The sequence below is a fragment of the Pseudidiomarina taiwanensis genome, from assembly GCF_003987435.1.
GTDB classification, from domain to species: Bacteria; Pseudomonadota; Gammaproteobacteria; order Enterobacterales; family Alteromonadaceae; genus Pseudidiomarina; species Pseudidiomarina taiwanensis.
In genome coordinates this window covers 74,895-88,583 of the sequence record NZ_PIQG01000005.1, presented here as the reverse complement: position 1 = coordinate 88,583, position 13,689 = coordinate 74,895, and the positions used below count along the sequence as shown (strand labels likewise).

Here is a 13,689-nt window from a genome sequence, read left to right as displayed (position 1 = left end):
AAAGGTTTGGAACCAAGTCGCTAGACTTGGTTCCAGTTTTCGAGCAACTCACCGAGTTCGTCTTTCAGTGGGTCTAGATAGGCCTCATAGGCTTGCCACTGCCCGACACCTTTACGGTTGATCGGTTGCCGAACTTGTTCTGAACTGGCCGTTTTTACTTTTCGTTTGGTTTTATGCGAGGCAAAACACTGCGCTTCGATCGGTAATTTTAAGAAGCTTAATAAATTACTGATTTCGCGCTCAGGTGCGTCGATCAAATCCTCGTGCACTAAGGTATAAACTGAATCTGGATACAGTTGCTTCCAATGGCTCATCAAGTCCACATAATGCCGATAGTAATGCGCTATGGTGGATAACCCATAAGTGAACTCTTGGCCCTCAGCAAAGAGCTGCTTGAAGCAACTAAAGCAACAATCAAGTGGATGGCGGCGCGCATCAATGATACGGGCGTTAGGCAAAATTGACTTAATAAAGCCGACATGACGGAAATTGTTGGGCATTTTGTCGGTAAAAAACGCCGCTCCTTGCCGATGAAAGCGGGTCTCATCGAGGTAGCGCTGCCCGAACTCACTCAATTGTTCGACCGTTAATTCATCAATGATAGCGGGGTATTTAGGTGTCTCACTTTGTAATTGCTGACCATTCAACTCACGCACATAAGCCAAGATATTGGGCAACTCCATGGTGCCATCAACTTGCGAATGAGATGCCAAGATTTGTTCCACCAACGTGGAGCCAGAGCGGGGTAAGCCGACGATAAAAATAGGGTCCGCATCTTCAACTTTTGAACGCTTTTTCGAGCTAAGCTCAGCAACTTTAGTTGGCGTAAAAAAGTCCTTTTGCCGCGCTACATCGGCGGCAAAGCGCTCTTCACGATAGCTCACCGAAGTCTGTTTAAGCTCATTACCTTGTTGGTAGAATTTAAAGCTCTGACCCGCATCACCAAGATCGCCATAAGCTTTACCGAGTGCAAACAACAAGTGAATCTTATCTTGCAGTTGCAACACAGGTTGCTCTAGAGCGGCTCGCATTTGCTCTATTTCAGCAGAACTGAATCGGTAGGTTTTTAAATTTGCCAAACTCCAATAGGCATCACCAAAATCTTGGCGCAACTGATACGCGCGCTGATACGCCTGCATCGCCTGTTCAGTTTCACCAGCGGTTTTCAGCAGGTGGCCCTTGGCTAAATAAATGCCCGCATGATCACTGCTTGCTTCGCTTAATAACTCGTCATAGAGCTTGAGCGCCGTATCAAAATCATCTACTGCAACACACTGATTTGCATAAAGCGCTTTGTATGCCTGGTTTTCGGGGCGGCGTTGGAAGAGTTCTCGCGCCGCTATATGGGCTTGTTGAAATTTCTGCCGTTGCTGCAACACCTTAATGTAATCATAGCGGGCCAAGTCGTAATCGGGCTTGAACTCGAGTACCGACTCAAGCAAAAATTCTGCATCAGCCAATATATTAAGTTTGAAACCAATATTGGCCAGGGTGCGCATGGCCTCGATATGATGTGGCGTTTGTCGCAAAAACTCACGAACTAACTGCTCAGCTTTATAAAGCTTGCCTTCATAGAGCAAGTTCATTGCTGCAAGTACCGCTCGAGGTTGTTTTAACAAGTACTGTGATTGCTCCATATCCCGTTGCGCTTGGGCACTATTGCCGAATTGCTGCTCAATGCGGGCGAGATTTGACCAAGACGCGTGTAACGCAGGGTTATGCCGGAGGGCTTCTCGATAAGCGGCTCGCGCGAGTTCAGTCTGCCCCTGATCGCGATAACAATGCCCTTGTTCTTGGTAAGCGCGCCCCAAATCGGGCTGTAACTCCAGCAAACGACGCAAGCTGGCTAAGCTCTCATTGAAGTTCTGCAAATAACGTTGGCAGACCGCAGTAAGATATAAATGTTCAATGGCGTCAAAATCTGCAGCTGTCTCATCAAAGCTCTGAAGAGCTTGGAGTGCTTGTGCAAATTGCTTCTGGGCTAACTGCTGTTTAATTGTAGCTAAGGTCATGGATCTCTCGGTCAACATGGTCATTCAAGTTAAAAAGGGGCCAATTGGCCCCTTTTACATCACTCTTCTACAACTTCACTCTGATTAGAAGAAGTTATAAGAGAATGCCAGACCAACAGTCATCGGACGGTTCGTTGAGATACGCGGAATATCATCCATATCATTGATGAACATCTGCGCCCGCTCGTCCGTCAAGTTGTTAATGTACAACTTAGCTGACCATTGTCCTGTGGCAACACCAACTGATGCGTTAAGGATATCATACGCATCTTGTTCAAGGCGGTCGGCCGCTACGATTGAGCTGTAGGCCTTACCAGCATGCAACCAACCGAGTTGAACATGGGCATCCATATTGTTATCCAAACGCCAGTCATAACGGGCGCGGAAGTTTGCCTGGAACTTCGGAGTCAATGGTAACTCAGAGCCAACCGGTGCCATCTCAATAACGTTTGCATTGGTCGCAACCAATTCCGTGTCGTTATAAGAGAAGGCTCCCATTAAGGTCCAATTGTCCGTTGCGCGCCAGGTGAAATCTGACTCGATACCGCGAATTTCAGAATCAGCCGCATTCTCGATAAAGGTCAAGATAGAAACGTTTTGAGGGTCAAAACGAGACACCTGCATGTCAGTCCAGTCGATGTAATAAACATTACCATTCCAACGCAGGGTGTTGTCTAGCAGGAGCGTTTTCCAACCAAACTCATAGTTCACCACATCATCGGTTTCATAGGTTGTCTCAACAGTTGGGAACTCTGGGTTAGCCGAAGGCAAACCACCGCCACGGTTGAAACCACCTGGACGGAACCCTTCTGAATAGGTTGCGTAGAACAACTTGCTTGAGTCCATCTGATAACTGACGGTTAGCTTCGGAATCACGCCATCGAGCTTGAGTGGCTCTGGAGTGTGGCCGCCAGACACGTCGTAATCACGACCTGCATCATGGTCAACTGAGCCATTAAAGATACCCGCGGCGAAGTTTGATGAGCCGGTATAATCACTTTCCATATCGTACCAACGCAGACCAACCGTCGCTGACCATTGCTCGGTGAAGTCATAAGTGTACTCACCAAACACCGCAATCTGACTCTCAGTACGGGTAATATCATTAAAGAATGCTACACCTGGAGGACGCGTATTCGGGTTGATATTGTTTGCGTCAGGTAAAGGTGCATTCGGGGCAAAACCTAAGCGGTCAGGATCATTGAAGTACACATAGTCATCTTGTGTTTCAATTTCATAATCATCGTAGAAAACACCCGCGGTGACACGAGAGCTGTCATTGAAGTCATAATTGATCCGGAACTCTTGCGTAAAGCGCGTATGCTCTTGATACCCTTCAAAGCCTTTCGTTGGGTCCAGACACTCACGCACATCGGTGATCACATCCGGATTGATTCCGTAATTATCAATGTAATCAGGGTTCGTATAAGTACAGGTGTAATAACCAATAAATGCGCCGGTATTGTTGTAACCGGTGTAATCAATTGATTGTTCTACTTCACGCTGTAAGTACCCCCCGGTGTAGACCACTTCGAGGTCACCCAAGCGACCATCAAGGGTCCATGAGGTCAAGCCAAAGCTATCTTCCAGTTGGTCCGGATAAAAGCGTTGAACTTGTAAATCCCCTACTTCAGGATCGTAATCGAATACCCCGTCAGCGCCAAGGTCTTGGCTTTGGTGTTGAACCAATAGCTCCCAATCAAGGTTGATTTGATAGCGTGCGCTAAGGCGGAAGCCACGATAGTAGCTATCATTGAAGTCTTCTTCGATTAAATTGGTGTTATAAGCTGTTTCGTATTTCGCATCAGGACCGTAATTGACAGCTGAGTTCGGATTAATTGCCGGATCGAGCGTGAATTCACCATAAACATTATCGATGTAACCACCACGATTGACGTTGTAGACCACAGCTCGAACAGCCATATCATTGCCAATTGGCACATTTAAAAATGCTTCGGTGACATTACTCATTTCACCTTCAGGCATCATTTCAAAGCCCGCTTTGAAACCCGCTTCGGTTATTCCATAACGCGGCTTTTTAGTAATGTAACGAATCGTCCCGGCTTGCGAGCTTGCACCAAATAGCGTGCCCTGTGGTCCAGGTAGGACCTCGATACGCTGTAGATCAGCCGCATAGACATCTAGGTTACGCCCCGGAGCTGTGACCGGCATTTCATCCACATACAAGGCAACGTTAGGCATGGTTCCTTGCGCGCCCGACAGCATCACCGTAATCGGTTGAATCGACATGCCGCGAATGAATACATCATTCTGACCCGGGCCACGACCACCAGCAGATACGTTTGGCACGTACTGAATATAATCCTCAAAATTACCAATATTCTGGTCACGTAACTCCTTTTCACTGAGCGCCTGAACCGCTGTTGGAGTTTGCTGAATATTAGTGGTGCGCTTGGTTGCTGTGACTTCAATGGTCTCAACCGCGCGGGTATTTTCATCGTTGGCTTCCTCGCTGGCGTCCTGTGCTAAGGCATAACCAGGTGCTGAGGCTGCCAAGGCAACCAGGATGGCGTGGGTTAACTTACTTTGCTGGAACATGTTCTCTCCTGCTTAAGCTTCTTCATTCTTGTGGAACGATTGGCCCTAGGGTGACCAAGCCGCATGCGTAGAACGCGTTTAATGCACAGTGTATTTATTATTCGATAACGAAGTATAAATATCATGTAAATCGACAAAATTAACGCTTTTAAGCGCATTTAAGATCAAATACGTGCATTTTTTTAGTTTCAATCGAAACAATCGCAAAGCCTAACATATGTAAAATAGCATCACAATTAACTAACTGAATACATGCTATGAATTCGATTGATAAAAGAAATGAACTGAAAAATACTCAGGTATGCGAGATAATGCCCAGCAAGACTCACTGCGACTGCGGCATACGTAATGGAAATTAAAGTAAACTTTCTCGAAAATTTGCGACTTGAAGCCAAGTTTGATGACTTTACCGTCATCACAGACCAACCGATTCGATATAAAGGTGATGGCTCAGCCCCCAGTCCTTTCGACTACTTTCTTGCTTCCTCCGCGTTGTGCGCAGCTTATTTTGTGCGGGTTTATTGTTTAGCTCGAAACATCTCAACCGATAACATTCGTATCGTCCAAAACAACATCGTTGACCCTGAAAATCGCTACAACCAAGTATTCAAGATTCAATGTGAGTTACCAGAAGATATTTCCGAGCGAGATCGGCAAGGGATTCTCCGTGCCATCGACCGTTGTACCGTGAAAAAAGTGGTGCAAACTCAGCCCGAGTTCCAAGTTGAGCTCGTTGATAACCTCGCTGAGGACGCCCAAGCTTTGTTAATGGAAGGCCTCTCAAAAACAGATAAAACCTATATTGAAGGGAAAGACTTACCGCTCGAAGAGAGCATTGCCAATATGACCGCAATTCTCGAGTCATTGGGGATGAAAATCGAAGTCGCATCCTGGCGCAATATTGTCCCGCATGTTTGGTCTTTGCATATTCGAGATGCGTCTTCACCTATGTGCTTCACCAATGGTAAAGGCGCCAGCAAAGAAGCGGCTCTCGCCTCAGCGTTAGGCGAATTCATTGAACGTTTGAGCTGTAACTTTTTCTATAATGATCAATATTTTGGCGCTGAACTGGCGCAGGCCGATTTTGTTCACTATCCAACTGAAAAATGGTTCCCACTGAGCGCAGACGATAGCCTACCGGACGGTCTCCTCGATGCGTATACCCGCACAGTTTATGACCCTGAGGGCGAGCTGTGTGGCTCACATTTAATTGATACCAACTCAGGTAATATTGAGCGCGGTATTTGCGCCCTGCCATTCACTCGCAAAAGTGACGGTGCAACGGTTTATATTCCATCAAACTTAATCGAAAACCTGTACTTGAGTAATGGCATGAGCGCCGGCAACACCCTTGCCGAAGCCCAAGTTCAATGTCTTTCAGAAATCTTTGAGCGGGCGGTTAAAAAGCAGATTATCGAACAAGAGATTGCCCTACCTGATGTTCCTACTGAGGTGCTTGAGCGCTATCCGCACTTAGTCGAAGGAGTCAAAGCACTCGAAGCACAAGGCTACCCGGTGCTGGTCAAGGATGCTTCTCTCGGCGGGCAATTCCCGGTGGCTTGTGTGACCTTAATGAACCCCAGAACAGGTGGCGTGTTCGCCTCGTTTGGTGCCCACCCGAGCATGGCAGTCGCAATCGAGCGAAGCCTTACCGAGTTACTCCAAGGACGCAGTTTTGAAGGCTTAAACGATTTACCTCCGCCGACGTTTAACAGTATGGAAGTAAGCGAGCCAAACAACTTTGTCGAGCATTTTATCGACTCATCTGGGGTCGTCTCCTGGCGCTTTTTCAGTGCCAAAGCAGACTATCCATTTGTTGAATGGGATTTTAGCGCCGACCATCAAGCTGACAATCAGCAAGAAGCCGATACGCTATTTGGAATCCTGCACGAACTCGGTAAAGAAGTTTATCAAATGGTGCATACCGATCTCGGCGCACCTGTAGTGCGCATGATCGTGCCTGATTATTCGGAAGTCTATCCGATTGAGGATTTGATTTGGGATAATACGAATCAGGCGCTGCAGTTCCGTGAATCGATTCTGAACCTGCATCGACTCTCGACTGAACAACTGGCCGATCTACTCAATCAGCTCGAGCAGAGCCAGCTCGATAATTACATGGACATCATCACCTTAATTGGCGTTGAGTTTGACGAGAATACGGTATGGGGTCAGCTCACTCTTCTAGAATTAAAGATTCTGATTCAACTCGCGCTGGGTCAGCACGAAGATGCACTTGAAGGGGTCGAAGCGTTCCTGCAGTACAACGATAACACTGTCAGTCGGCAGTTGTTCTACCGGGCAGTTCAAGCTGTCTTGGAAATTGAACTTGATGACGAGCTGGAACGAAGCGATTTCATCGTTAATTTACGCCGCATGTATAGTGATGAAGTCATGAATGCTGTTGAGGGCTCTGTCGACGGTACGGTCCGTTTTTACGGTCTAACCCCTACCGATATGAACTTAACTGGACTGGACCGACATCAGCGTTTACTTGAGAGCTATCGCAAGTTGCATGCCGCGCGGGCAGCAAAGAGTTCGGATCAATAGGGTAATGGTGGCCCCTCCCAGATTTGAACTGGGGACCAACCGATTATGGGGCCTCGACGACGTAACTTTGGACTTTATGGATCGTTAAGCCTATAAGCCTGAAGAAATTCTTCTACCAGATGCGGCACAAGGTGAGAGTGTAAACAGTGCCATTGTCGTTATGATTACCGTTCCTTTAGGTATCGCTGCTGCACTATTCGCCCTTTTTAGAAATGACAACTGTATCAATATCTATTCGCAAATTGGTCTTGTCATGCTGATCGACCTTCTAGCGAAGAACTCTATTCTATTTATTGAGTTTGCCGACCAAACTTTGCGACAAAGGGCTATCGGTATGCGAAGCCGCGGGTCAATGAGAGTGCGAAACTTGAAAGTGAAATGGACGACCTAATAGCTCAAGAACAACATTAAGTAGCTAACAGACCGAGCTCGATAGCTCTTAACACAGCCCGAGTTCGGTCTCTTACTCCTAGTTTCGCCATGATGGTACTGACCCTGAGGTATCCCCACAAAATTATCAGCTAAAACAAAAAGATGAACTCGGAGGGAACATTCATGGCGTTCGGTGATCAGATCAATCGCCAAAAATCACCAACCCCAAACTGCCATGAATGTTCGCGCTATCTTGACCAATATCGTTTCATTTGTCACACCCAAAATGCATGTTACCAGACGAAAAGCCGTAATTGATTGCGTGCATAGCCTCGCAAACGGCAGTGCCGCTACCGTAACCAGTATTGGCCGGGGGATTCACTCTAATGCCTTTGAAAAACATAACATTAAGCGGGCTGACAGGCTGCTGTCTAATACGCATTTACTGCGTGAGCAGACGTTAATTTACGGAGCCGTATGTCGCTTGTTTTGTACTGCCAAACACCCAACGATAAGCATAGATTGGTCTGATTTGGATGAAGCCGGCAGACACTTTTTACTGCGGGCAGTGCTGACATTCAATGGTCGGCCTATCACCCTGTACCAGGAGGTTCATCCACTGGGTACAAAAGAAAAACCGGCAGTTCATAAGCTGTTTTTACAGACGTTGTCTCAGCTACTGCCAGCAAAGTGTAAACCGGTGATCGTCACCGATGCAGGCTTTAAAGCACCCTGGTTCAGGCAAATTGAAGCATTAGGCTGGTACTTTGTCGGTCGGGTACGTAAGCCGAATTTTTATACCACTGATAATGGTGCAAACTGGCAGTGTATTAGCAGGTTATTTGCCGAAGCAGCGCTACAACCGAAGCAATATCAGGCACAGATTGCACGGTACAAACCGTTTGCCTGCTTGTTGACGTTGTACAAGCAAAAAAGCAAAGGTCGTCATTTACGTAATGCGGATGGCAGCATGAAACGTTCAGGAGCCTCCAAAATACACGCCAGAGGAAACACAGAGCCATGGCTACTTGCTTCTAACCTGCCGCAAAGCAGCCATCACAGCAAGCAGGTAGTATCGATTTACCGGCAGCGCATGCAGATAGAAGAAAGCTTCAGAGATATGAAAAGTACTCAGTATGGTCTGGGCTTTGAGCAAAATGGCAGTACCAAACTACACCGCATAAGCCTGTTACTACTGCTGAGCAATTTAGCCTCATTAGTATTGATATTGCTCGGTGTAGGGCTGACCATAGCCAATCAGCAGCGCCGGTTCCAGGCAAACAGTTATCGTGACAGACGAGTCTTGTCGTTTCACACCCTGGGGTTAAGAGCCATGGTCAAACGGGTGGTGTTTACAACAACACAGTGGCGCAACACCTTGCGCCACTGTAAACACTTGCTGGATACGACGAGTTACAACATTGAATGCGGGGACTAAATTCGTGGGGATCCCTCAGGAGCTGACCCGAAGTATAGATAACGCTGTTATGAATAATACCTTGTGCATAAGGTCCGATAGCTGCGGGAGCGTGCCCTGTATGAACTTTTGTCTTCATGAATGATTTTCCTTACACATAGAGGCAATCCGCCAAAGCAGATTGCCAACAATTTATTGATTAAAGACCAGATTTTTCCAGGTAAGAGGACATTTCAGCTTCTGGCACCATGCCGCCACCCGTAGCCCAAACTAGATGTGTGGCTTTACTCATAATGGTGTCGTCGAACTGCATTCGCTTTCTATAATCACCATCATTTGTTACCACTACCGGCCCTACCATGCCAGCTAATGCCGAAGGCTCAAGCTGGATGTCTTCAGACTCACTCAGTTGACCCAGTAATCGGTACATGCGTTCATCAGTGACAGTGAAATAACCATCCAATAATCTTTCCATTGCTCGGCCTACAAAACCAGAAGCACGACCTACAGCCAAACCATCAGCAGCGGTAATGTTATCAATACCAATATCCTGAACACTTATTTCGTCGTGCAATCCGGTATGAACGCCTAGCACCATACATGGAGAATGTGTCGGCTCAGAAAAAATACAATGAACGTTGTCACCAAAAGCCATTTTCAGGCCGAATGCAACACCACCGGGGCCCCCACCAACGCCACATGGTAGATAAACGAATAGAGGGTGCTGCGCGTCTACCAAAATACCTTTTTCATCGAACTGTTTCTTGAGGCGCTCACCAGCAACCGAATACCCTAAGAATAGGGTTTGCGAGTTTTCGTCATCAATGAAAAAGCAAGTCGGGTCGTTTTCGGCTTCTTTGCGACCCTGAGCCACAGCAACACCGTAGTCTTGTTCATATTCAACAACATTGACGCCATGAGAGCGAAGTTTGTTTTTCTTCCATTCTCTTGCATCGGCTGACATATGAACGGAAACGGAGAAACCTAATTTGGCACTCATAATCCCAATAGACATCCCCAGATTTCCGGTAGAGCCCACAGCAACACTGAACTGTTTAAAGAAATCACGAAATTCTTCGTTAAATAACTTGCTGTAGTCATCTGACTCAGTAAGCAATCCTGCTTCCATAGCTAGTTTTTCAGCGTGTGTCAGGACTTCATAGATCCCACCTCGAGCTTTAATTGAGCCCGAAATTGGTAAGTGACTGTCTTTTTTCAGTAGCAATCGACCTTGTATTTTGGTGCTGTATTCACGCTCAATTACATCTTGCATTGCTGAAATACTAACCACTTCAGACTCAATAATCCCGCCAGTTTTGGCTGTTTCCGGGAATGCTTTTGCAAGGTAAGGAGCGAATCTTTTTAGCCGTTCACTTGCATCTTGAATGTTCTCAGCACCCAGTCCGACGTAGGGTAAACCCTCTTCAAGGTTGGTGATGGACGGGTTAAACCAAGCTATCTCCTTTAGCTCGATAAGTTCTTTTACCAGCGGATATTGTTCGGTAAGTTGATCAATGTTAGTAGTCATCATAATACCTTGTTGTTATACGATGTAAGACAGTAAGAATGTGCCAGCAAGTGCTACGAATGATGCAATAAAGGTAGCTGACGTGTCTGACGAATCCCCACGAATGGCATAAATAAAACAAATAGTTAGAGGCGAAGGGAACATTCATGGCAGTTCCCGATCAGATCATTCGCCAAAACTCTCAAACCATGAGTGCCGCCATGAATGTAAAAACAATGCTCGCCGATTTCCTCTCATTTGTCACCCCAAAATATATGCACAAAGCCCGGTTTTTAGCTTTGGGGGCGGCAGTACAAAGCTTGATGCAGAATGGTCAATGCACGGTAACGGCTATCGGCCGTGATTTTGACAGTGAAACGTCAGAAAAACACGGCATCAAGCGGGCTGACCGTTTGTTAAGAAATGAAGCGCTGCAAGCAGAGGCGCCGCTTATTTATGCCGCAATGACCCGCTTGCTACGTCAAGGCAAACAGCCCCTGATTTTAGTGGACTGGAGCAATGCCGACACAGAAAAGCGCCATTTTATCCTGCGTGCCAGCCTGGCGCTGGAAGGTCGCCCGCTGACGTTACATCAGGTGGTCGCACCGATGGACGAGTATACGTGTCCGCACGTACACAAGGCGTTTTTACACCGATTAAAGCAGGTACTGCCAGCAGATTTTAAGCCGGTGATTATTACCGATGCTGGTTTTAAAGTGCCGTGGTTTAAGCAAATACGTAAGCTCGGCTGGCACTACATTGCCAGAGTGCGTGGCAACCAGACACTGCAACTGCCTGGACAAAATGACTTTGTCACCGTGGCAAAAGTGTATAAAAAGGCGCGCTCCACGCCGCAGCTATTGGGTGAAGTTCAGCTGACCAAAGCCCAGCAATATCGCACTCAAGCCGTGCTGGTGGGCACCGGTTGGAAGCTGCGAAAATCCGACAAACACAAGCAATATAAAGAGCCGTGGTTGTTGGTCTCATCCTTGCCCAATTGCTTCGGTTACGCGACGAAGATTGCCAAATGCTACGGCAAACGCATGCAAATAGAAGAGAGCTTCCGCGACCAGAAAAGCCAGACCTATGGCTTAGGTAGCGAAGCCCACCGTACTTATAAACGTGAACGGCTGGAAGTGCTGTTGCTATTGGCGGCACTGGCAAATTGGTTGCACTACATGATAGGGCTGGCGGCAGAGCTGGCCGGGAAGCACTTACAGTTTCAGGCTAACAGCATCAAGCACCGGCGCGTATTGTCGTTCAACTATCTGGGAATGCGGTTATGTAAGCTCGCCCAGCCAGGATTGACTGAAGAAGAGATACAAGCGGCGAGGCAGCAAATCATGCTCTGGGTAGCAGAGTTTGACTGGGGTATCATCAAACTGGAAAAGAGCTGATACTATGGTCAAATTCGAGGGGATCCCTCAGGTACTGACCTGATTCTTTACCGTACCCTCAGACTTAAACAAGGCAGTGGCTATTTCCTTGTTACTACAGCCCGAAGCCATTAACCGAAGAATTTCAATTTCCTTTACAGAGAGAGGTTCCGGTTGCTCAAACGACGCAAAATCAGACTTCATGTCTTTTAACCCAGAAAGTAAATGGGTAGTAATCGAAGGTTGAATCATCGACTCTCCGCGAACGACGCGCTGGATGCCACTGACCAACGTCTCTAACTCAACATCTTTCAACAAGTAGCCTTTTGCGCCGGCTTTAAGCGCATCAATCAGTAATTCGTGATCATTAAAGGTAGTCAAAATGAGTACAGGTGTCTCAATATCCTCCCGCCTCATCGCGTTAAGCGTCTCGATACCGTTCATCTTTGGCATTCGAATATCCAAAAGAACTACATCAATATCTTGTTGATGCACTTTAAGCCACTCGGTTGCCTCTACACCATCGCAAACGTCATGGACAACCTCAATCTCGGGAGAAAGTGACAACAAGCTCTTTAAGCCTTGGCGAACGAGCATCTGGTCATCTACGAGTAAGACTCGATATACATGTGTGTCGCTCATGACGTCCTCATCAATGGCAAGACTAATTTCACAACAAAGCCTTTTTCAGACGGACCCGCTTGTACATGTCCTCGTAATTGTTCAAAACGTTCGGTCATTCCAGTAATACCGTTACCGGCTATGAATGGCTTTGAACTACTGCCGTTGTCTTCCACGCAAACAGTCAGCAGCTCTTTATTTTGCCTGACTTCAATGCGTACCTCATTCGCTCTGCCGTGTCTCACGGAGTTGGTAATGGCTTCTTGGACCCCTCTGAGCACTGCCATACCCTGTTTTAAATCAAGAACGGCGACTCTCTCTGGTATGTCCAATAGTACTTTGACGCCTTGAATACGCTCGCTGATCTGACTTAATGCTACTTTCAGATCTAAATAGTCGTGTTCGCGAATATCACTCACGGCCTCTCGAACATCCGCTAGTAATAATTTAGCGATAGCGTGGGTCTGCTCGACTTCTTTCTTCGACGTCTCTGGAACCGTGCGTCCGAGCACCTGAAGCTGTAGGGTTAATGCCGTCAGGTGGTGCCCTACCAAGTCATGAATATCTCGCGCAATTCGAAGTCTTTCGTCTTGCTTTGACGCTTCTTGCATCAACGACTGCATCGCTACGAGCTCCCGGTTTCCTCGCTCAGCACGCTCGGTCTGAAACTCCGCATTTCTTCTTGATTCCATCATCAACATGGCAAAAATATTGAAGGAATAAAAGAGTAATGCATTAAAAATTAGAGTATCTCCTCCCCACGCAATTGCGTGGCTATACCAGGCGATAGCCGTCAATAATGGTGAAAGCCACAAGGCTAATTTGAATGGCATGATATAGGGCAATTGCGCCATCCAAATCACTAGTAGTATTGCAGTGAACATATTCGGAGAGATATACATGACTAAGTTCACGGCTAGGAACTGACCAATAAGGAGCAACCACGTTGTCTTGTCCTTCCCCGTCAATTCGTCGTTACTTGTCAGGAGCGAAAATAAAAGCGCAAATACGAAGTAACAAGAAGCCAAAGAAAAGATAACCGTTGGTGACAAATCTTGGAATGTCACCAGACTCCAGAGATCGATACCACCGACAAGGACAACGGTACCAAGTCCACTAAGTTGATCAGAAGTGATTTTAAAGTTCAATTTTTTCCGTTTCATGTATTGAGTATGCCCTGCTAGAACGCTTACTCCAATAGGCCAAAAGTCACGTTCAAAGTCATGACTTTCGTCACTGATATCGTCAAGTCATAAGAAATATTATTTCCCCTGT

At 46.8% G+C, this 13,689-nt stretch carries 8 protein-coding genes and 2 pseudogenes; 4 read left to right on the top strand and 6 right to left on the bottom strand.

The features are described from left to right. Positions 1-20 precede the first annotated feature (20 nt). Positions 21-2,012 (bottom strand): tetratricopeptide repeat-containing sulfotransferase family protein, encoded by a 1,992-nt coding sequence (locus CWI83_RS09645; RefSeq protein ID WP_198677286.1) that lies wholly within the window; start codon positions 2,010-2,012, stop codon positions 21-23. Between the two features lie 84 nt (positions 2,013-2,096). Further along, positions 2,097-4,571, bottom strand: coding sequence for a TonB-dependent receptor (locus tag CWI83_RS09640; RefSeq protein ID WP_126828479.1), 2,475 nt, complete (start codon positions 4,569-4,571; stop codon positions 2,097-2,099). Positions 4,572-4,919: 348 nt separating this feature from the next. On the opposite strand from CWI83_RS09640, the gene CWI83_RS09635 reads away from it, so the two are divergent. Beyond that, positions 4,920-7,121, top strand: a complete 2,202-nt coding sequence (locus CWI83_RS09635) for an OsmC domain/YcaO domain-containing protein (protein ID WP_126828477.1) — start codon at positions 4,920-4,922, stop codon at positions 7,119-7,121. A 106-nt stretch (positions 7,122-7,227) separates the two neighbouring features. Then, positions 7,228-7,465, top strand: a pseudogene (locus CWI83_RS09630) (efflux RND transporter permease subunit); the annotation flags it as partial. A gap of 63 nt (positions 7,466-7,528) precedes the next feature. On the opposite strand, the pseudogene CWI83_RS10725 reads toward CWI83_RS09630, so the two are convergent. Further along, positions 7,529-7,618 (bottom strand): annotated as a pseudogene (locus tag CWI83_RS10725) (DNA-binding response regulator); the annotation flags it as partial. Between the two features lie 68 nt (positions 7,619-7,686). Here CWI83_RS10725 and CWI83_RS09620 point away from each other — a divergent pair. Beyond that, positions 7,687-8,931: an IS4 family transposase gene (locus CWI83_RS09620; RefSeq protein WP_241969921.1), complete on the top strand. Its 1,245-nt coding sequence runs from the start codon at positions 7,687-7,689 to the stop codon at positions 8,929-8,931. A gap of 178 nt (positions 8,932-9,109) precedes the next feature. Here CWI83_RS09620 and CWI83_RS09615 read toward each other — a convergent pair whose 3' ends face one another. After that, on the bottom strand, positions 9,110-10,441 hold the full coding sequence (locus CWI83_RS09615; RefSeq protein ID WP_088729292.1) for a D-serine ammonia-lyase: 1,332 nt from the start codon (positions 10,439-10,441) through the stop codon (positions 9,110-9,112). 197 nt (positions 10,442-10,638) lie between these two features. On the opposite strand from CWI83_RS09615, the gene CWI83_RS09610 reads away from it, so the two are divergent. Then, positions 10,639-11,814, top strand: coding sequence for an IS4 family transposase (locus CWI83_RS09610; protein ID WP_126828675.1), 1,176 nt, complete (start codon positions 10,639-10,641; stop codon positions 11,812-11,814). A 27-nt stretch (positions 11,815-11,841) separates the two neighbouring features. Here CWI83_RS09610 and CWI83_RS09605 read toward each other — a convergent pair whose 3' ends face one another. Together CWI83_RS09605 and CWI83_RS09600 are read right to left on the bottom strand one after the other, a co-directional pair. Further along, positions 11,842-12,435 (bottom strand): response regulator, encoded by a 594-nt coding sequence (locus tag CWI83_RS09605; RefSeq protein ID WP_126828473.1) that lies wholly within the window; start codon positions 12,433-12,435, stop codon positions 11,842-11,844. Further along, a complete protein-coding gene (locus tag CWI83_RS09600; protein ID WP_126828471.1) occupies positions 12,432-13,577 on the bottom strand; it encodes a sensor histidine kinase in 1,146 nt (381 codons plus the stop codon). Before CWI83_RS09600 ends, CWI83_RS09605 begins: the two co-directional genes overlap by 4 nt. Positions 13,578-13,689: the final 112 nt, after the last annotated feature.

Bases quoted from the DNA above. Each gene is read 5' to 3' on its own strand.
- CWI83_RS09645 (WP_198677286.1), bottom strand. From the start codon at position 2,012: ATGACCTTAGCTACAATTAAACAGCAGTTAGCCCAGAAGCAATTTGCA.
- CWI83_RS09640 (WP_126828479.1), bottom strand. From the start codon at position 4,571: ATGTTCCAGCAAAGTAAGTTAACCCACGCCATCCTGGTTGCCTTGGCA.
- CWI83_RS09635 (WP_126828477.1), top strand. From the start codon at position 4,920: ATGGAAATTAAAGTAAACTTTCTCGAAAATTTGCGACTTGAAGCCAAG.
- CWI83_RS09615 (WP_088729292.1), bottom strand. From the start codon at position 10,441: ATGATGACTACTAACATTGATCAACTTACCGAACAATATCCGCTGGTA.
- CWI83_RS09610 (WP_126828675.1), top strand. From the start codon at position 10,639: ATGAATGTAAAAACAATGCTCGCCGATTTCCTCTCATTTGTCACCCCA.
- CWI83_RS09605 (WP_126828473.1), bottom strand. From the start codon at position 12,435: ATGAGCGACACACATGTATATCGAGTCTTACTCGTAGATGACCAGATG.
- CWI83_RS09600 (WP_126828471.1), bottom strand. From the start codon at position 13,577: ATGAAACGGAAAAAATTGAACTTTAAAATCACTTCTGATCAACTTAGT.